Genomic DNA, 22079 nt, shown 5'->3' on the forward strand with positions numbered 1-22079 from the left:
TTGCTAAGAGATTTTTATACCATAAAACTTGGGTTGAAATATGGATACAACAGTGATGATTGACGAAGAGGAAGAGAAGAAAGAGATCATCCGTCGCTATCGAAAATTACTCCGTCATGCGAAGCCGTTCCTGAAGGATAATGATGCCAAGGAGATTAAGAAAGCTTTTTATATTTCTGTAGAAGCGCATAAGGATATGCGCAGAAAATCTGGAGAGCCATATATCTACCACCCCTTGGAGGTAGCGGATATCTGCGTCAATGAAATTGGTTTAGGCACTACATCCATTATTTCGGCATTGCTGCACGATGTAGTGGAAGATACGGACTGGGAACTGGAGGATATTAGACGGGAGTTCGGTGTCAAAATCATGCGCATTATAGATGGGCTGACCAAAATTTCCGGTGTGCCTGGTCAAAGCGTATCTGAGCAAGCAGAGAATTTCCGTAAAATGCTTCTTACCCTATCAAGCGATACGAGGGTAATTCTCATTAAGCTGGCCGATCGTCTTCATAATATGCGTACGCTGGAAAGCATGCCTCGACATAAGCAGTTGAAGATTGCTTCGGAGACCTTCTATTTGTATGCACCCCTGGCGCACCGCCTAGGACTATATGCGATCAAGACGGAACTCGAAGATCTGTCCATGAAATACAGAGAGGCAGATGACTATGATGCTATCTCTGAGAAGATTGAGGAGTCCAAAGATGATCGAAATAAGTTTATAAGAAACTTCATCAGGCCTATTCAAAAGTCTATCAATGATCAGGGCTATGCAGTAGAAGTGAAAGGCCGAACGAAATCAATATATTCGATCGCCCAGAAGATGAAAAAACAGGACATTCCTTTCGAGGAAGTCTTTGATCTATTTGCCATTCGAATCATTATAGATACCGACCTGGAAAAAGAAAAAGCAGCCTGTTGGCATGTTTATTCAATAGTTACGGATTTTTATCAACCTAACCCAGATCGATTGCGCGATTGGGTAAGTATTCCTAAGGCGAATGGCTATGAGTCACTGCATACCACAGTAATGACCAAAAAAGGTCAGTGGGTGGAGGTGCAAATTCGTACACGACGGATGGACGATATTGCTGAGAAGGGGTATGCGGCACATTGGAAATACAAAGACGGATCTGCTAAGGAAAATGAATCTGCATTGGATATGTGGATCAACCGTGTGCGTGAATCATTGGAGCAGAATGATATCTCTGCGATAGAGTTTGTGGATGATTTTCGTTCGAATCTATTCTTGGAGGAAGTTTATGCTTTTACCCCAATGGGTAAACTGATCACCTTGCCCAATGGCTCTACAGCGTTGGATTTTGCTTTCGATGTGCATTCAGAAGTGGGTGCAAGTTGTATTGGCGCTAAGATTAATCACAAGTTGGTGCCAATCAATACCAAACTCAAAAACGGCGATCAGGTGGAGATACTTACTTCTTCTAAGCAGAAGCCAAAAGAGGATTGGTTGCGATTTGTTGTCAGTTCGAAAGCGAAGTCTGGCATTAAGGACTTCTTGAAAGAAGAGAAGAAAAAGGCTGCTTTTGAAGGGAAGGAGATTGTAATTAGAAAACTCAAGCAGATCAAGCTTACCTTAAATAATGAAACGATCAATAGACTGGTCGCATATTTCGGAGCCAAAAGCCCGCTCGACTTCTTTTACGCTGTGGGCACTGAGAAAATTGATTCGAAGGACATCAAGAAGATCAGCGAGATCAAGAAGGAGGTTCCGAAAAAGCCCAAAAAAGGAAAGCTGGAAAGTGCTGAGGATGTCAAAAAGACGATCAAGAAAGTACATGATACCGGGACGGCAGACATGCTGCTTATTGGAGAGGACATGGACGTGGTGGACTACAAATTTGCGAATTGTTGTAAACCTATCCCGGGCGATGACGTTTTTGGTTTTGTGACGGTAAGTGAAGGGATTAAGATTCATAGAACCTCTTGTCCGAATGCTACTGAGCTGATGTCCAACTATGGCTATCGAATTATCAAAGCCAAATGGACGTCACAACAGCAGATTGCATTCCTGGCTGGAATCAAAGTAATTGGAACGGATCGAATTGGGATGGTCAACGATATTACCTCTATCATTTCTACGGACCTGAAAGTGAATATGCGTTCGCTGACCATTGACACAGATCATGGCATTTTTGAAGGAAATATTTCTGTGTATGTGGATGATACCAGTCACCTCAATACCATGCTGGATAAGTTGAAAAATGTGGAAGGCATAGAAAGTGTGAGTCGCTTTGACTTATATGATAAATAATATCTTTAATAGGCTATATTTGCCCGCGGAAAAACAACCGTGCTTTAGAAAGTTCGAGCAGTGAGCGAAATAAAACATCATATCGATCCTAAGACTAAGATTTACGAAGAGGTAAAAAGCATTTTTACTGAATTTCTTGAATCCAAGGCTTTACGTAAAACACCAGAACGCTATGCAATTCTGGAAGAGATTTACAGCAAATCTGGTCATTTTGATGTGGAGACTTTGTACATCAGTATGAAGAACAAAAACTATCGTGTCAGTCGCGCGACAGTATATAACTCATTGGACTTATTGGTGGAATGCAATTTGGTGACCAGACATCAGTTTGGCCAGAATCTGGCTCAATACGAGAAGTCTTACGGCTTCAGGCAGCACGATCATATTTTGATGGCGGATAGCGGGAAAGTATTAGAGTTTTGCGATCCACGAATTCAAAACATCAAACAGACCCTTGAGGATATGTTTGATATTGAAATTACCCATCACTCGTTGTATTTCTTTGCAAAAGAAAAAACTGACAAAAAGTAAATTATACTCACCCTATGAATTATAAAATAAATCACGAAGGTGACTTGGTGTTCATTAATTTCGAAGGCGACCTCATTGGCGAGGAAAATGGACCGGAGATTATAGAAGCCGTAAATGATACGTTAAGCAACAACATCATCAAATGCGCTGTGGATATTTCCGAAGTGAGATATATAAACAGTAGCGGAATTGGTGTTTTGATCACAATCCTGACCAAGTTTAGAAATAAAGGCGGTGAAGTGGTTATTGTGAACCCATCCGAACATGTAAAGAAACTATTGGCTATCACGAAGCTCAATGCCATATTCACCATAGTGGATAGTGTAGCCGAAGCAAAAGAAGAACTAAATAAATAATTACCACATGTCTGTAGATGTATTGCTTGGACTTCAATGGGGAGATGAAGGAAAAGGTAAAATTGTAGATTATCTCACTCCAAAATATAACGTAATTGCTAGATTCCAAGGGGGACCCAATGCCGGCCACACCTTGAAATTTGGAGATACTAAACACGTATTGCACCAGATCCCTTCTGGTATTTTTCATAAAGGAGCTCAAAATGTAATTGGCAATGGCGTAGTGCTAGATCCAGCCATTTTCAAGAAAGAAATTTTGGCTTTGGAGCAATTCGAAAATTATGATAAAAACAGCCTTTTGATTTCAAAGAAAGTGCAGTTGATCTTGCCTACCCACAGAATTCTGGACGGTGCTTACGAAAATGCCAAGGGCGATAAAAAGATTGGTTCAACCCTAAAAGGTATTGGTCCAACTTACGAAGATAAAATCTCAAGAGTAGGTCTTAGAGCAGGGGATATCAATAGCCCGGATTTTGAAGCAAAGTACAATGCTTTGAAACAAAGACATTTAGATATCTTGTCTAGATATGATTTCCAGTTCGAATTAGCTGAGCTTGAAGCAGCTTTCTTGGAAGGCGTAGAATTCTTGAAAACTTTCGAGTTGATAGATAGCGAATATCACTTGAATAAAAAATTAGCTGATGGTGAGTCTATCTTGGCTGAAGGAGCGCAGGGTTCTTTGTTAGATATCGACTTTGGTAGCTACCCTTTTGTGACTAGCTCCAACACTACGACAGCCGCGGCTTGTACAGGACTTGGTGTAGCAGTGAATAAGATCGGAGACATCTTTGGTGTATTCAAGGCTTATTGTACACGAGTGGGCAGTGGACCATTCCCTACAGAGCTTCACGACGAAACGGGCGAATTGCTCAGAAAAAATGGTGGAGAGTTTGGTGCAACCACAGGCCGACCAAGAAGATGTGGATGGTTGGACTTGCCGGCATTGAAATATGCGATCATGGTGAATGGTGCTACACGCTTATATATGATGAAAGCGGATGTGCTTTCTGGCTTTGATACTATTCAGGTATGTACCTCTTACAAGGATGCTGATGGTAACTTAACTGATCAAATGCCTTATGACCTAAATGATGATACAGTAACACCAGTTTACGAATCTTTAGAAGGCTGGTCAGAGGACTTGACTGAAGTTACTTCATACAATAATCTTCCAGCTTCCTTGAAATCTTATGTAGAATTCATAGAAAAACATGTGGGTCTGCCTATCGATATTGTATCTGTAGGACCGGACAGAAAGCAAACTTTATTGAAATAAACAGAACTAATATCGTTCTTGAAAATACAAACCAGATGAGGTCTTCCATCTGGTTTTTTTGTGGCTGAATTAAAAGATTACTTCGGGGAACCTCTGGAATATATTATCAGAATATGCTTGTACGACGCTAATAAACTGCTTTTGTAAAAAATACCCTCGTTTTTTGAAATATTGCTAGTGCCTCATCGCCTGTCATTAGAGCTAATTTCGATTATTGAAATTTTAATAATCTAAATAGAATCAATGAAGCGAGTAATAATTGCATCTCTGCTAGCCCTTGTGATTGGAAGCGCCCAAGCACAATACACCGATCAACAGGTCGAATCCAAAATAGACAGTATACTTCCTTTACTCACGCTGAAGGAGAAGGTGGCCATGTGTCACGCACAGAGTAAATTCAGTTCGCCCGGTGTGCCTCGCCTAGGCATACCTGAAGTATGGATGTCGGATGGACCGCATGGCGTTCGTGCCGAGATCAGCTGGGACAGTTGGGACTACGCTGGCTGGACGAATGATTCGATCACGGCTTTTCCTGCACTCACATGTCTAGCTGCCACTTTCAATGATTCTTTGTCTTACGCTTATGGCGTAGCGGTAGGAGAAGAGGCCAGATACAGAAAGAAAGATATCCTCTTAGGGCCAGGAGTAAATATCTATCGAACACCAATGAATGGTAGAAACTTTGAGTACATGGGAGAAGATCCTTATCTGGCTTCGAAATTAGTTGTTCCTTATATTAAAGGTGTGCAGAAAAATGGAGTTGCTGCTTGTGTCAAGCACTATGCACTCAACAATCAGGAAAGATGGAGAGATCATATCAACGTAGAAGTAAGTGATCGTGCCTTGTATGAAATCTATTTGCCTGCTTTCAAAGCTGCCGTAGAAGAAGGAGAAGCCTGGTCGATCATGGGGGCCTACAATCAGTTTCGTGGACAGCACTGTTGCCACAATGAGATTTTGCTCAACAAGATTCTAAAGAAAGACTGGGGCTTTGATGGCGTGGTAGTAACCGACTGGGGTGGCGCACACGACACCAAAGAATCAGCGCTATACGGATTAGATATAGAAATGGGAACCGGCACCAATGGCTTGACCTATTCGAAAGTGAATGCCTATGAAAACTACTATTTAGCAGGCCCATTTTTGGAAATGCTGGAAAATAAGGAAGTGGAAGAATCTGTGGTAGATGATAAAGTCCGAAGAATTTTGAGACTCATCTACCGAACGAACTTGAATCCAAACAGACCACTAGGAAGTGTGAATACCGGTGCTCATCACGAAGTAGCTAGGAATGTCGCCCAAGAAGGCATTGTGTTGTTGAAAAACAAGGAAAACATTTTTCCAGTCAAAGACGAGTCTAATGTGACCATAGCAGTGATTGGTGAAAATGCTACCAGAATGATGACAAGAGGCGGAGGATCTTCAGAATTGAAGCCACAATTTGAAGTATCGCCGCTAGAAGGCATCAAAGCCAGATACAAAAATGCAAAGGTCACCTATGCCATGGGGTACGCCTCTGGAGCTCCGGCTTATGCACGTGTCAACCCTTCGCCTTATGATGCAGATTCTTTGAAGGCTATCGCTGTTGACGTGGCCAAGGATGCAGATGTCGTTTTGTTTATTGGCGGACTCAACAAAAACCATCATCAGGATTGTGAAGGAGGAGATAGAAAAATATATAACCTGCCTTTCGGTCAAGAGGAGCTCATTGATGAATTGTACGCTGTCAATAAGAACCTTGGTGTAGTGATGGTGAGTGGTAATGCAGTGGCCATGCCCTGGTTGCCAAAGGCCAAGGGATTAATGCAGGCCTGGTATCTCGGCTCGATGACCGGTCATGCGCTGGCTGATGTGCTGTCTGGTTATGTCAACCCTTCCGGGAAGTTGCCATTTAGTTTCCCTAAAAAACTGGAAGACAATGGTGCACACGCCTTCGGCGAGATTTCTTATCCAGGAGACAGTATTATGCAAGAGTATAAGGAAGACATCCTGGTAGGCTATCGCTGGCACGATACTAAGAAAATTGCCCCTCAGTTCGCCTTTGGTCACGGGTTGAGTTATTCGGATTTTTCTATTTCTAATGTTCAAACCGATCAATCAGTATATGCTTCCAACGGATCTATCAATGTTTCGTTTGAGGTGAAGAACGAAGGTGTTGTTGAAGGTGCAGAGGTGGTACAAGTCTATGCCGGAAAAATCAAATCCAAAGTACCACGAGCACTAAAAGAACTCAAAGGATATCAAAAACTCAACCTTGAATCAGGTGTTACCCAGTCAGGGCAGGTGATCATAGATGTGACTGATTTGGCTTACTACGATGAGTCCAGTGCAGAATGGATAGTAGAACCTGGCGATTACTACCTGTATATAGGCAATGCCTCAAATAACATCGCTAAAAAGATTAAAATATCAATCAGTAAGCAGTCAAAATCATGAATCGAAAATTAATAACATCCATATTAGTAATGGCAGGTTTTGCTTGTCAACCAAAGCAGGAAGCTCCAGTCATAGAAGCTTCACTCGTAGCTCCGAAATTTTCGGTGGAAGGAAAAGAAGTAACTATTTACACTACTGCGAGCAATACAGAGTTGAGGCTTGCTCAGACAGCTAAGGCCTCATTCATAAAGGCAGATCAGCCTAAAGAAACGGAATGGTCGATTTTTGTGAAGCCGGAAAAAACCTTTCAAAAAATGCTCGGAATTGGAGGAGCAATCACAGATGCTTCGGCCGAAACATTTGCTAAACTATCTCCTGAGAAGCAGGAGGAGTTGCTGGCCGCTTATTACAATGAAGATACCGGTATTGGCTACTCGTTGTCCCGAACCAATATTCATAGTTGCGATTTCAGCAGTGGTAGTTACACCTATATCGAAGAAGGTGACAAGGAACTAAAAACATTTGACATTGCCCATGATCGACAATTCAAAATCCCGATGATCAAAAGAGCTATTGAAGCGGCTGGTGGTGAATTGATGTTGTATGCCACACCATGGAGCCCGCCGGCCTTTATGAAAGGAAAAGATCACATGCTGCAAGGAGGGAAACTCCTGCCCGAATATCGAGATGCTTGGGCTACCTATTATACTAAATTCATTAAGGCGTATGAAACCGAAGGCATGCCAATATGGGGTGTATCTATTCAAAACGAGCCAATGGCGACACAAACCTGGGAGTCTTGTATTTACTCAGCTGAAGACGAAAGGGATTTCTTGAGAGACCACTTGGGCCCAATCATGGAAAAAGAGGGGTTGGGGGATAAAAACATTGTGGTTTGGGATCACAATCGTGATTTGATTGTTAATCGGGCTAATACAATTTTTGGCGATCCAGAAGCAGCCAAGTATGCCTGGGGTATTGGATTTCATTGGTACGAAACCTGGACAGGAGCCGATCCGAACTTTGGAAACCTGAGAATGGTCAATGAAAACTTTCCTGATAAGAAGCTGCTTTTCACCGAAGGGTGCAATGAAAGATTCGATCCAGCCAAGTACCAGTACTGGCCTAACGCCGAGCGATATGGCCGCTCTATGATCAATGATTTCAACCAGGGAACGGTTGGCTGGACTGATTGGAATATCCTGTTAGACGAAACAGGAGGCCCTAATCATGTTGGAAATTTTTGTTTTGCGCCAATTCATGCTGATACCAAAACGGGAGGCTTAATTTACACGCCATCTTACTACTACATCGGGCACTTCTCTAAGTTTATCAAGCCAGAAGCTGCTAGAGTAAGTACGGCCAGTAGCAGAAGTCAACTACTGAGTACCTCTTTCTTGAATGAGGATGGTACTTTGGCTACAGTAGTTATGAATTCACTAGATGAAGCTATTACTTATAAAATGTACATTGGTATGGAGGCCGTGGAAACAACGATTCCGGCGCATGCTATGCAAACCTTAATCACGAAATAAATGAGATGTTTTGTTTTTGTACTTTTCTTAGCTCTGGCGGCTTGCAATCCAGAGCAGAAAAGTGCTTCTAATGAAAGAAGTCCTATAGAAGGCACCTGGCAATTGTTGTCCGCAGAGAAAATCACAGGTCAAGACACAGTTTTTACAGACTATACAATTGGTATGAAAGGGATCAAAATGATCAATCAAAATTACTTTGCCTTTTTTCAGCATGATTTGAATAAAGGCACGGACAGTTTGAATACCAAATATGGGTCAGGGAGCGGATCGCACAGTTATGTTGATGGCCATTATATTGAAAACCTCGAATACTGTACAGCTCGCCAGTGGGAAGGCAACACCTTCGAATTTGAATTGATTCTCAAAGGAGATACATTGATTCAAGAGGGCAGAGAGCGAATAGAAGACCTGGGTGTGGATCGGATAATAAGAGAGACTTATGTCAAGTTGGATTAACAAAACTAAAAACATACTATTCACACTAATGGGCATGTACGGGGGACTGTTGCATGCCCAAAGTGTGGAAAGGTTAATCTAAAAGAGTGCTGCATCAACTCATCTAGCCCTCGGCAAATACTTCTCCTCACAATGACGGTATTATTGTTCGTCAACTCAATTCGATCTGGCGCTCTCCGTTCTAAAACCACGTCATTGCGAACGAACAAAGAGCAAGTAATGCGACTTGGGAAGTGCGGCAGCCCCCTTCGGTTTTCTACTGTTTTATGATATAAAGTCCGAGAATTACTGCTGCCTTCGTTGGAGTTGTCTCCAACAAACAGCTGTTGGCTACACTGCATGCCATATCATTATGATAATGGCTTGCTCTAACTAAAATAAACCCAAATAGAAGCCAGGATACAAACCAGTATTCCCGATAGAATCAAATCCTGACGTGTATCCACCATAGACATTTTGTGGAAGGTCACACCCTCGATTTGTGCATAGTCCGGACTTTGAGTTAGCAGGCTGACTAGAATCAGCACCGCCACACAAATCACAAATAAGAAAATAGCGAAATGCAGAAAATTGATATCGCAGAAGTAGAAAAATGCCCCCTGCAAATCAGTTTTGTTTACTTCACCAATCAGTCGGGCAATACCCAAAACAAATCCGGTGATCATAGAAGCCATCGCGCCTTTGGAGTTGAGGCGTTTGAAGAAAATGCCTAGCAAGAACACCGCAGCAATCGGTGGCGAAATGTACGCCTGCACACTCTGCAAGTACTTAAATAACTGATCAGAGATATTGTCGATAAACTGTACCCAAATCAGGCCAAAGAAAACCAATCCTACGGTAGCTATTCTCCCAACGAGCACTAAATGCTTTTCCGTAGACTCGGGTTTGATTTTCTTGTAAATGTCAAGGGTGAATATGGTAGAACATGAATTGAACACCGAAGACAATGAACTCATCAAAGCAGCCAATAGTCCTGCTATTACGAGGCCTTTTAAACCTGCTGGCATCAGTACTTTGATCAACATCGGTAAAGCATCATCTGGGGTATTGAGAAGTAGTTCTCCTTTTTGACTCAAAGCCAGAGCAATTACACCAGGGATAACAAAAATCAGTAAAGGCAACATTTTCAGGTAGCCCCCAAATATGCTGCCTTTTCTTGCTTGTTGAATGTTTTTTGCCGCAAGCACTCGCTGCACAATATACTGATCTGTGCACCAGTACCATACGCCCAAAATGGGTGCGCCAAAGATGATGCCCGTCCAGGGGAAATCAGGATTTGAAATGGGTTTCCAAAGACTGAAATAACTGGCATCTAGACCTGAGGTGAATGCGTTCCACCCTCCTAGGTGATACAGCCCGACAAATGTTACCACCAGCGAGCCCCCAATCAAAACAAACATCTGAATCATATCTGTATAGATCACTGCTTTCAGACCACCCACGGTGGTGTAAATACCTGTGACAATGACAATGGCTACTGCACCTGCCCAGAAGTCCATGCCCATAGCCTGAAAGATGATCCCGCCTGCGGCAATGGTCACAGAGATTTTGGTGAGTATGTATGCCACAATCGAAATGACAGATAAATACGCTCTGGTATTCTTGGAATAGCGTTTTTCTAAAAATTCTGGCATGGTGAATACACCACTACGTATATAAAACGGAACAAACACCCAACCCAATAGAAGTAGTACAACCCCTGCTAACAGTTCAAATTGGGCCACGGCCACACCGCTGCTTGCCGCAGTTCCGGCCAGACCTATCAAGTGCTCGGAACCGATATTAGAAGCGAAAAGTGAAGCACCGATCACAAACCAACCCATATCTTTTCCGCCAAGGAAATAGCCTGTGGGGTCATCACCATTTTTGCTCTTTTTGGCCACACGGATGGCGATCCAGAAGATACAAATAAAGTAGATGCCAATAATGGCGATATCTATGATCTCTAAGTCGAGCATTTGGGTTTAGAATAAATAAAATAGGCGCCGCCCCTTGCAGGGCGACACCGTGAACGGTATAAAGATCTTATTTCTTATAGAAGAAATTTTCCTGCTGATCCCCTATCATCAAGGTGAATTCACCTTCTTCAGTCACTCTCTCACTATTCTGATTGATGAATGATAGATCAGCCGCAGCTAGTTGAAAATCTACTTGTGTAGAAGTTCCAGATTTGATCTCTACCTTCTTGAATTTCTTTAATCTTTTTTCTCCTGGAGTTACAGACGCGTACAGGTCGGTTACATAAAGCTCTACCGCCACTTTGCCGTCTCTGTCGCCTGTATTTTCCACCGTCACAGTTACGTTGATTTGGTCACTGTCTCCAATTGTAGCTTTGTCTAATTTTAGATTGCTGTAGCTAAATGTGGTATAACTCAATCCGTGACCAAAAGCCCACTGAGGTGAGAATCCGCCTAAACCGTAAGTGTCAGGCTCTGATTCTTTGTAGTTCTCAGAATGCTTACGATCGTAGAGTACGATATCTCCCGTGTTTTTTGGGTAGGTAAAAGGTAATCTGCCATTAGGATTGTAGTCTCCAAACAAGATTTCCATAGTAGCCTTCGCACCCTGACTAGCTGGGCGATAGAGGTTCAGAATCCCTTTCACATCAGGTTCTATTGAAGAAATTACTCGTGGACGACCTTGAGCTAAGAGTAGAACAACTGGTTTGCCAGTAGCCATAGCCGACTCCACCAACTGCAATTGACTTTCGTCCAATGTTAAATCGTCGATGCCTCCTGGAGATTCTGCGTAAGCTTTTTCGCCAATGGCTAAGACGATCACATCTGCTTTAGATGCATTGTTTTTTACGAATGTGGCACTGGTGTTAGTAGCATCCTTATAGTCGGCTACTGCATTGGTGATCACATTGCTCTCGCCGATTTTTTCGATCATGGCATCTTTCAGTGTAAGCGTACCTTCATTGTATGCCTCCTCTGCATCTCCCTGCCAGGTGTACGACCATGAGCCGTGAAGCGCGCCGATATTGTTGGCTCCAGGGCCTGTGAGTAGTACTTTAGTTTTTTTGCTTAGCGGTAAGATTTCTCCTTCATTTTTCAACAAGGTGATGGATTCCAAGGCGGCATTCAGGGCGATATCAGCATACTCAGCTTTACCAAAATTAGCCTTCGCACCCTCTTCTGGATAGGCATTGTCAAAGAGTCCTAAATCAAATTTGAGTTTCAATATTCTGTAAACGGCTTCATCGATACGGGCCTGGCTTACTTCTCCTTCATTGACTAGCTCAATCAGGTAATTGTAGAAAGAGTAGTCTAAGGGTACCATGCTCATGTCTATACCAGCGTTCACTGCCAGTTTTACTGCTTCTTTTGGTGTATCAGCTACTTGATGACGGATATGTAGCCTGATGATATCTTCCCAGTCCGATACCGCTAGTCCTTCAAAACCTAATTCGTCTCTGAGAATGTCCTGAAGGTAGTATTTGCTAGCATGAACGGGTACTCCATTTACTTCTCCGGAGTTGATCATTACGGTTGATGTGCCATTGGCAACAGCTGCTTCGAATGGTGGTAAATAATATTCTCTCAATTGAATATCGGGAATATAGGCTGGCGTACGATCTTTACCACTTTGGGGTGTAGAGTAGCCAATAAAATGCTTCATACAGCTCGCCACAGCGGTAATATTCTTTAATCCATCTTCTTCGTAAGCGTTAATCGCTGACCCGCCTAATGTTGATGTGAGATATACATCTTCGCCAAATGTCTCTTCAAACCTGGACCAAAGTGGCTGACGACCAATGCCCAGCGTAGGGTCGAAATTCCACCGAATACCTGAAGCTCGCACTTCCATTCCAGTAATCTTAGCCGACTGAGCGACCAAATCAGTATTTCTGGCGGCGGCCATGCCAATATTATGAGGAAAAAGAGTAGACCCTTTGGTGTATGAAGTACCATGAATGGCATCAATTCCGTAAAGAATTGGAATTTGGAGTACAGTTTCTTTTGTCGCAATATCTTGAATAACCGTCAGTAGCTCGTGCCATTGCTCAACAGTTAATGGGCTACCATTGGTATTAAGAATTGATCCGACGTTTTTATCAATAATAGCTTCTCTCAAAAGATCTATTTTTAGCTGCCCACCTTCATGAAATTTCCCTAAAGTGATTTGAGTCATCTGTCCGACCTTTTGCTCGACAGACATTTTGCTCATCAGTTCAAGTACTGCAGAATTTTTTGTATTGTCAGATTGAGGTTTTTGCTCACAGGCGTAAAAAAGGCCAAGGGCTAGAATAGGAGCAATATATTTTTTAAATTGAAATAGCTTCATTGATTCGAATTGTGATTAAAAAGTGATGAATTGAGTCACTATACAAAGCTGATTTATTTATTACCTAGATCACTAGGCATATCTCTCAATGAGCAGGGGTAATTGTATCAAGGGTAGGCTGGTGTAAAATATTATTGAAATATTTACATCTATTGTAATGTGAGCGGTATGAGAAAGTATAAGTTACTAATGTGTGTGCTTGTCTGGCACAGCTTTGTTTGTCTAGGACAAGGCAGGAACAACAAATTCATTTCTATAGAGGCGGAATTGTCACAAAATACTGTGGCATCTATCGTTCAAGATCATAACGGTTTTTTGTGGATCGGTACACGCAATGGTTTGAACCGGTACGATGGAATCAATATGATCTCCTATGAATTCGATGAGAATGACAGTACCAGTTTAAGCAACGACTATATACGGACGGTATATGAAGATTCTGATAAACAGTTGTGGATTGGTACCATGGGTGGAGGCATTTGTTTGTACAATGAAGACTTGGACTCTTTCGAACGATTCAGACCGGCTGGTATGCCAGAGTATCTTAAAGAAGCTAGTGTAAAAGGTTTTCTCGAAGATGATAATAATATTCTTTGGTTTGGAACTGAAAGATATGGCTTGCATCAATACAATAGAGAGACTGGAGAAATCAAATCCTATCAAAAAAACCTGGACGATCCTTTTAGTATCTCGGAAAATCATATCACCGGGCTTGTTAAGGACAATATGGGAAACCTTTGGATTTCAACCTGGGGAGGTGGAATGAACCTATTCGATCCAAACAGTCAACGGTTTATAGTATACAAACATGATGACAGTAAATCAGAATCCATCGTATCTAATACTATTCGAAAGCTGTACAAAACCAAGAACGGGGATATCTGGTTAGGGACCCATGGAGGGCTTGACAAATTAGAATATGATGAGAGTGGACGCTTTGTGTTCAAACATCAAAAGCTAGACAACAAACTTGGACAAACAGGAACAAGAGTGATCTTGTCCATACTAGAAGATGACGAAAACCAGCTTTGGATCGGAACAGAAAATGGCGGATTGAATGTGATAAGCCTTGAAACCGGTAAATCTGTATTGTACACATTTGATCCTCGTCGAGAATATTCACTACAAAACAATTCAATTTGGAGTTTGTACCAAGACCGTACAGGGATCATTTGGGTGGGTACATTCAACAAGGGAATATTCAAAATAGACCCAAACGCCACGAAATTTGAGCACTATCAACATAACCCATACTTTGCAAATTCATTGAGTAATAATTCTGTGAGCTGTTTTGTGGAAGATGGCCAAAACAACGTGTGGATTGGTACTGACGGTGGTGGTTTGAACTATTGGGACGTAAAAAAGAACACATTTAAATCCTACACAACGCGGTCTAAGATTAATCCTATCACTAAAGACGCCATTCTTTCGCTTTTGCTGGATAGCAAGGAAAATCTGTGGATTGGTACTTGGGATGGGGGAGTGAACCTGAAAAGAAAAGGGTCTAACAAATTTGAAAAATTTAGAATCAATCATCCACTGAATCAAAACCAAGGATTTGAAAATGTCTTTTCGATTTACGAAGATAAAAAGGGCAGAATTTGGTTTAGCGCTTTCCGAGACGGTCTATTTGCTTACGACCCTTCCAGTCGTTCATTCATTGGTTTCAATCATGATAAGGACAATCCTCATAGTATAAGTTCTGACTACGTCAGGCCAATAATGGAAGATAATAGGGGGACTCTCTGGATAGGTACCGAAGGTGGAGGTTTGAATCAGATGTTTGAGACCAATGGACAAGTTAGTTTCAAACGCTACACAGTGGATGAGAAAAGTGAAAACGGGATATCGAGCAATACGGTAATCTCCCTCAAACAAGGCAAAGATGGAATCATTTGGGTAGGTACCTTTTCAGGTCTGAATAGGTTTGACATGACGAAAGGAGAGTTTACAAAAATTGGTAAACACGACGGGCTCCCAAATGAAGTGATTTATGGGATAGAATTAGACGATCAAGAGAATTTATGGTTAAGCTCCAATAGAGGGCTGTCAAAGTACAACCCTATGACTGGAACTATTCAAAATTACACGAAGTCTGATGGTCTGCAGGGTATGGAATTTTTTAAAAATTCAAGCTATACCCTTAGCAACGGTGAAATGCTTTTTGGAGGAATCGATGGATTCAACCGATTTAAACCTGACGAAATTAAAAAGAATACCTATGAGCCTCCGGTTTACTTTAGTGATTTCAAATTGTTTAATCAGTCGGTGAAAGTTGGATCGGAATCACCATTGAACAAGAACATTCGAAAAACAGAAAAAATCAATCTCACATACGATCAAAATGATTTCAGCTTTGAGTTTGCCGCACTGAGTTTTTCTCAAACTTCCAAAAATGAATATGCCTATCAATTAGTCAATTACGACGAAGGTTGGCAGAATGTGGGAAATAGAAGAGAGGCCTATTATACTAATGTGCCTCCAGGATATTATGTGTTTAAGGTGAAGGGAACGAACAATGATGGCATATATAGTAAACATGAGGCTTCTGTAGAAATTGTTATTTCTCCAGCTTGGTACAACACCTATTGGGCTTACTCGCTATATATTATAATTATCACTGCGTTATTGGTTTGGGGAATTCAGACAATCGTAAACAGGGAAAGATTGCAAACGCAGCTCCAGGTAGAGCACATGGAATTGTCCAAGATGCAGGAACTCGACGAAATGAAATCCAGCTTCTTTGCTAATATTTCGCACGAGTTTCGTTCACCACTTACGCTAATCCTAGGACCTCTGAAAGCCATGTATGAAAATGCAGAGTTCAGTAGTATCAAGGAGCAGGTGAGCATGATGATTAGAAACGCAGAGAGTTTGCTTAATTTGATTAATCAGCTTTTGGAACTTTCTAAACTGGAATCCGGAAAGATGAGATTGGAGGCGGTGGAGCAGGACGTAGCCAAATTTCTGAAGCCGGTCATTCATTCGTTTTCGTCATTTGCTGCCAGGAAAAATATCAGTTACAAAGTTACTGTGCCTAAGAAGGAAATTACCCTGTTTTTTGATAGGGAAAAGCTAGAAAAAATTGTGGTGAATTTACTTTCCAATGCTTTTAAATATACTGCTGAATTTGGACACGTAGAATTCGAGCTGGTGGAGTCCAATGACAAGGTGACTCTTATAGTAAAAGATGATGGGATTGGGATTCCGGAAGACGAGATGGAATATATCTTTAACAGATACTATCGTGTAAGAGACGCAAAAAACAAAAAGAGTAAGGGAACTGGCATCGGCCTTTCTCTGACCAAAGAGCTGGTAGAGTTGCACAGGGGAGAAATTGAACTAGAAAGCAAGGAAAATGAAGGTTCAGTATTTATTGTACATCTCAATAAGGGAACGGATCATTTAAATCCAGAGGACTTTTCTAATGTGGATAGCGAGTTCAAATACGAAAACCAGGAACTATTCAAATCGGACCAACAGGCCAATACTCAGCCTTTGACGGAGAGCTTGGAAAGCCTGGAAGATCAGGAAAAACAGCCATTAATATTGGTTATAGAAGACAATAATGATATCCGTGGATATATTAAACAGATTCTGGAGCCTGACTATCGAGTGATCGAAGCTGATAACGGTGTGGATGGCTCTGAGTTAGCTTTGGAGCGAATCCCTGATTTAATTATTTCAGACATTATGATGCCTGGCATGGATGGCTTTGAGGTTTGTAAAAAAGTAAAAAACGATACGAAGACGAGTCATATTCCAGTGATTCTACTTACCGCAAAAGCATCAAATGACAGTGCGCTGGAGGGATTTGAGAAAGGGGCGGATTATTATATCACCAAGCCTTTCAATCCGAAGTTATTGGCTCTAAGGGTTCGGAACGTGCTCAACATTCACGATCATATCAAAAACAATATTGTCAACAGGAAAACGCTCAATATTGAACCTACTAATGTTAAGATTGCCTCGCGAGATGAAGACTTTATTAAGAAGGCTGTCAAGATCGTGGAGGACAACATGTCCAACTCAGAATTTTATGTAGATGACCTTGGAAGGGAACTTGGACTAAGCCGAATGCAGTTGTATAGAAAGCTGAAGGGTTTGATTGGTCAGTCTGCCAATGAGTTTGTAAGGTCCATAAGGCTAAAAAGAGCCGCTCAACTCATTCGCCAAAATCAACTGACAATTTCAGAAATCACCTATCAGGTAGGCTTTAATGATTTGCAATATTTCAGAGATTGCTTCAAAAAACAATTTGGGGTGAATCCTTCTGAATATGCAAGCGATACAGAAGAAAAAACATCTTAAAATAGCCGCCAGAGCTGTTTTAAGGTTATTTGAAATAATTACCATCCGCCTTTGTGACAAATGCCCCACGCAAGAAGGGTAGAGATTGAAGAAGTTTGAGACTCAATTTTTATTAAAACTATTCACTAAAATCAAAAAATTGAAAGGCATGATAAAACTTAGACAAATGAGGGGCAGGCTAAACGGTCTGTCCAAAGTGATTTTATCATCTGCGCTGCTGCTGCTTATCACAGTAGCATGCGAGGATGATGAGTCAGGACAAAACAATGTGGGCACTGTGCTCTACATAGATGGACCTTCTGGTGTGACGCCTATGTCAACTCAAACCTTCACGGCAAGCGAAGCAGGTGGAAGTGTATCTTGGTCTGTAACCGGAAATGCAACGTTAGGAACAACTGATGGTTTAACTGCTGAAGTTACTTTCGGTGCCGTAGGAACGGCCACCGTTAACGCAACGGGCAACGGATTGGAAGGTGCCAGAGCCATTACAATTAATGGTGTAGATGCTATTCTTTTAGAAGAAGGCGGTGTGGCATTTAGTAATTCGAGCGTAAATGATGGCGGTAGTGAAACTGTTACATTGACGTTTGCGGGACCTCTTGCTTCTGCACCAACGTTGGCATTTGAAGGTGACTTTACTGCGGGAACGATTACTTCTAATCTTGCGGAGGTAGCTGGAAGTGGTATGACGCAGTTCATAGCTACTATTACTGGTGGAACAGGAAACGGTCAGTTGATGGGTCGTATGTTAAATGTAACCGCAGCTGCCGATTATGGAGGCGGCGTTACTGATACGCTAAGAGTTGATCTTCATGCAGTTGACAATGTGAAACCGCTAGCAAAATTTGAAAATCCTGATGAAGTAGCTGTTGTTAGTAAAGGAGGGGCTGTGAAATTTATGGTTTCTGCAAGCGAGGCAATAAGAGCAGTAAATGATTCCATGAAATTAGCACTTGACTATGATGCAGGATCTGCCGGAACAGATACCTTGCTTTTGCTATCTCAATCTGAAGATGATGCTTCTGTTTGGTATACTACATGGACAAACACGGCAGATGGAGATGGGTCTTTCACGGCTACACTTGATCAAACAACGGTAGTTGATATTGCAAATAATGATGCATTGTGGGATCCAGCAACAAACGTTTTTGCTGTAAATGTGGATAACACCGCACCTACTGCATTTACGCTTACCGCTACTGAAAACGACCCGGTTGACGAGCCTAGAGTGATTGATGTGGTTGTTGTAGCCGAAGAACTAGGGTCTACGGTTCATTGGATTTGGTTACCGTACAATTCTCAATTTACCCCAGAATCACCAGCTGATTTTGACGGTGAAGGCGCTGGTACAACCAAGTTTGTTGCAAGTGCAGGTAATTATAAACTATTCTACTTGGAGGTGGATGCAGCAGGTAATTACGATCAAACAGACGGTGTAGCAAATATCAAAAGATACCCAGAATTGACTGGAGATCAGGAAGAGGGAGATAAGGATGCTTCAATTGAGGTTGAATAATTGGTAGCTATTTCAAATCAAAAAATTAAAAGACATGCATAAAATAAAAATATATAGTGTTGGGCTTAGAAGTCTGATGCCCATGTTACTGATGCTACTGACACTTGCTTCTTTTAGTGTTCAAGCTCAGGACAAGGTGGTTTCCGGGAAAATTATTTCGGCCACCACAGGAGAAACACTTCCTGGTGTAAGTGTATTAATAAAAGGTACTGCCACAGGTACGGTTACGAATCTTGATGGTGACTATAAAATTTCTGTGACTTCTGATGAGGATATTTTGGTATATTCTTTCATAGGAATGAAAGCACAAGAAGTGGCTGTTGGCGGCCGATCTACCATCGATGTGAGCATGATGGATGATGTTACTTCTCTAGAAGAAATTGTAGTTGTAGGATATGGCTCTCAAAAGAAGAGTGTATTGACTGCTGCTATTTCTAGTGTGAAAGCTGAAGACTTGGCTAACTTCTCAGCAGGATCTGTTGATCAGGCTTTGCAAGGAAGAATGGCTGGTGTTGAGGTAGTTCCTACTTCAGGGTCTCCGGGAGCTGGATACAATATCAAAATTAGGGGTGCTGGATCTAACGGTTCGACTGCTCCACTTTATATCGTAGACGGAATGAGAGTACCGGATATCAATTGGTTAGATCCATTTGAAATTGAAGGTATTGAAGTATTGAAAGATGCGGCCTCTGCAGCAATTTATGGAGCGGAAGGCGCTAACGGTGTAGTTTATGTGACTACTAAGAAAGGCGAAGAAGGTCCAGGTAAAATTTCTTATGATTTCCAGTTTGGCATTCAAAATGAAAACACTCCACTGGAGGTAATGAACCTTACTCAATACGATGAGTATAATTCTGAAGCAGGAATATCTAGAAGAGCTGATGAACAAGTGCCATCAGTTGGGACCAATTGGAAAGATGAAATATTTGATACGGCTCCACAGCAGAGACATGCTTTGACATTCTCAGGCGGAACAGAAGATACCAAATATATGATTGGTGGATACTTCTTGGATCAAGAAGGTATCGTAGGTGGTGAAGATGCTTCGATCAATAGATACGGATTGAGATTCAACATCAGTCACCAAGTAAATGATTGGGCAAAAATTTCAAGTAATTACTCTTTTGCTAAGTTCGAAAGACAGTCTATTCAAGAGAATACTGAATTTGGTGGAATTGTACAAAGTGGTATCGTAATGGACCCTGCGGTTCCGGTTACTTATGACAATGGGATTCCTCCTTGGGTAATCAACGAATACGGTGAGCAAAACTATAAAACTGATGAAAATGGTAACTATTGGGGTATTTCTACATTGGTAGATGGAGAAAACTCTAACCCGATAGGTAAGATGGCTCAGATTCATGGTGGATTCAACGCGACAGTGCTTCAAGGTGCTACAGCCGTTACTATTACACCGATCGAAGGGTTAGAAATAACTTCTAGATTGGGATTGATTTCAGGTAATTTCTACAATCACTACTGGCAAGAATCTTGGTTCTTTAATGACAGAGATACGGAGACGGCAAGAGTGTCAGATACGTATAGTGATTACTTCAACTATCAGTGGGAAAACTTTGCTTCATATACTAAGAAGTTTGGCGACCACAATGTGAATGTGTTAGGAGGTACTTCTTTCTTCTCAACTGAGAATGGTTATATGACTGGCAACGGAACTACATTATTAAATGCGATTCCTCAGTTAGCATATTTGGACGCTGTTCCAAACAGAATTCAGAATACAAATGCTCAAGGAAACAGAAATACAAATACATTGAACTCATACTTCGGTAGAGTTACATATAACTACAAAGAGAAATATCTGCTTTCTGCAACTATGAGAGCAGATGGTTCTTCAGTGCTATCTGAAGACAACCGTTGGGGATACTTCCCTTCAGTGTCTGCAGGATGGGTATTGTCTAGCGAGGATTTCTTCTCTGCAGGTCCAATGAATTTCTTGAAGTTAAGAGCTTCTTGGGGTCAGAACGGTAGTTTGTCATCTGTAACCAATGCTGGTGCTGGTGCTTCTTTGGCGACAGTTAGTGCAGGTTTTATCTATGCTGATGCTACGGGTAACTTCTTAACTGGTGCTGAGCCAACGCAATTAGCTAATCCTAATTTGACTTGGGAAACTTCTGAGCAAACTGATATCGGATTAGACTTAGGTTTCTTCGAAGATAGGTTGACATTGTCTGCAGATTACTTCTGGAAAACAACTAAAGATCTATTGGTTATTGGTAGCCCACCAGCATTTGTTGGAAACCCTGCAGGATTTGTAAATTCTGGTGAGGTAAGCAATAAAGGTCTAGAAATTGAGATGGGATATCAAGAGCAAAAAGGTGATTTCAAATATGATATTACCATGAACTTCACTTCAATCAAAAATGAGGCAACGTTTGTTGATCCGAACAAAGAGTTTGAGGCTGGAGCTAACGTAGGCATTGATTGGAACTCTGCTACTGCTATGCAAGAAGGGTTCCCGATCTGGTATTTCAGAGGATATCAGACGGATGGTATTTTCCAAAATCAAGCGGAAGTAGATGCTTATACGGCAAACGTAACTAGTGGATATACTCCCGCTCCAGGAGATCCTGTGATCGTGGATGCGGATGGTGATGGTTCTATTACACCAAGTGACTTTGTTCAAATCGGCTCTCCACATCCTGATTTCTCCATTGGTACTACGATCAAGTTGGATTACAAAGGTTTTGATTTCAAAATCTTTGCTCAAGGATCATTTGGAAACGAAGTGATTATGGGATTCAATAGAACTGATAGACCTCAAAATAACAAACCAGAATTTTTCTACAATGATAGATGGACAGGAGAGAATTCTACGAACAGCTGGTTTAGAGCTGGTGTAGCAGGACAAGCATATACTAGTGATATGATGGTGTTTGATGGTTCTTTCTTCAAAATCAGACAAGTACAATTAGGTTATAACCTACCAAGTTCAATTTTGGATAGAGCAGGAATCAGTAAACTGAGATTGTACGTTTCATTGGACAACTTCTTCACATTCACTGATTACAAAGGATTCGATCCTGAAATCGGAGGAAGTAATAACGCGAATAGTTTAGGAATAGACAGAGGATCTTATCCTGTGCCAAAGACATTCGTCACTGGTTTAACGCTACAGTTTTAATATAAAAATATTTAAGAC

At 41.6% G+C, this 22079-nt stretch carries 12 protein-coding genes; 10 read left to right on the top strand and 2 right to left on the bottom strand.

Annotated features, from left to right (window positions below):
• Positions 1-40: 40 nt before the first annotated feature.
• From ACO6S2_RS08060 to ACO6S2_RS08090, 7 genes are all read left to right on the top strand, one after another.
• Entirely contained in the window at positions 41-2275 is a 2235-nt protein-coding gene (locus ACO6S2_RS08060; RefSeq protein WP_422361987.1) for a RelA/SpoT family protein, read from the top strand.
• Between the two features lie 60 nt (positions 2276-2335).
• Complete coding sequence (locus ACO6S2_RS08065; protein WP_422361988.1) at positions 2336-2806, top strand: Fur family transcriptional regulator; 471 nt, start codon at positions 2336-2338, stop codon at positions 2804-2806.
• Positions 2807-2820: 14 nt separating this feature from the next.
• Positions 2821-3162, top strand: a complete 342-nt coding sequence (locus tag ACO6S2_RS08070; RefSeq protein WP_422361989.1) for an STAS domain-containing protein — start codon at positions 2821-2823, stop codon at positions 3160-3162.
• Between the two features lie 7 nt (positions 3163-3169).
• Positions 3170-4438, top strand: coding sequence for an adenylosuccinate synthase (locus ACO6S2_RS08075; protein WP_422361990.1), 1269 nt, complete (start codon positions 3170-3172; stop codon positions 4436-4438).
• Positions 4439-4681: 243 nt separating this feature from the next.
• Entirely contained in the window at positions 4682-6874 is a 2193-nt protein-coding gene (locus ACO6S2_RS08080) for a glycoside hydrolase family 3 C-terminal domain-containing protein (protein ID WP_422361991.1), read from the top strand.
• The gene (locus ACO6S2_RS08085) at positions 6871-8349 is read left to right on the top strand and encodes a glycoside hydrolase family 30 protein (RefSeq protein ID WP_422361992.1); all 1479 of its coding nucleotides are present in this window, start codon (positions 6871-6873) and stop codon (positions 8347-8349) included. Before ACO6S2_RS08080 ends, ACO6S2_RS08085 begins: the two co-directional genes overlap by 4 nt.
• Positions 8350-8805: a hypothetical protein gene (locus tag ACO6S2_RS08090; protein WP_422361993.1), complete on the top strand. Its 456-nt coding sequence runs from the start codon at positions 8350-8352 to the stop codon at positions 8803-8805. It begins immediately after the preceding gene.
• Positions 8806-9173: 368 nt separating this feature from the next.
• Here ACO6S2_RS08090 and ACO6S2_RS08095 read toward each other — a convergent pair whose 3' ends face one another.
• Positions 9174-10763, bottom strand: coding sequence for a sodium:solute symporter (locus ACO6S2_RS08095; protein ID WP_422361994.1), 1590 nt, complete (start codon positions 10761-10763; stop codon positions 9174-9176).
• A 67-nt stretch (positions 10764-10830) separates the two neighbouring features.
• On the bottom strand, positions 10831-13092 hold the full coding sequence (locus ACO6S2_RS08100; RefSeq protein WP_422361995.1) for a glycoside hydrolase family 3 N-terminal domain-containing protein: 2262 nt from the start codon (positions 13090-13092) through the stop codon (positions 10831-10833).
• Between the two features lie 168 nt (positions 13093-13260).
• Here ACO6S2_RS08100 and ACO6S2_RS08105 point away from each other — a divergent pair, with 168 nt between their 5' ends.
• From ACO6S2_RS08105 to ACO6S2_RS08115, 3 genes are all read left to right on the top strand, one after another.
• Positions 13261-17403, top strand: a complete 4143-nt coding sequence (locus ACO6S2_RS08105) for a two-component regulator propeller domain-containing protein (protein ID WP_422361996.1) — start codon at positions 13261-13263, stop codon at positions 17401-17403.
• Between the two features lie 148 nt (positions 17404-17551).
• Positions 17552-18919 (top strand): hypothetical protein, encoded by a 1368-nt coding sequence (locus ACO6S2_RS08110; protein WP_422361997.1) that lies wholly within the window; start codon positions 17552-17554, stop codon positions 18917-18919.
• 34 nt (positions 18920-18953) lie between these two features.
• Positions 18954-22061 carry a SusC/RagA family TonB-linked outer membrane protein gene (locus ACO6S2_RS08115; RefSeq protein ID WP_422361998.1) on the top strand — a complete coding sequence of 1036 codons (3108 nt, stop codon included), beginning with the start codon at positions 18954-18956 and terminating at the stop codon, positions 22059-22061.
• Positions 22062-22079: the final 18 nt, after the last annotated feature.

The sequence above is a fragment of the Reichenbachiella sp. genome (genome assembly GCF_965233835.1).
Taxonomy (GTDB): Bacteria; Bacteroidota; Bacteroidia; order Cytophagales; family Cyclobacteriaceae; genus Reichenbachiella.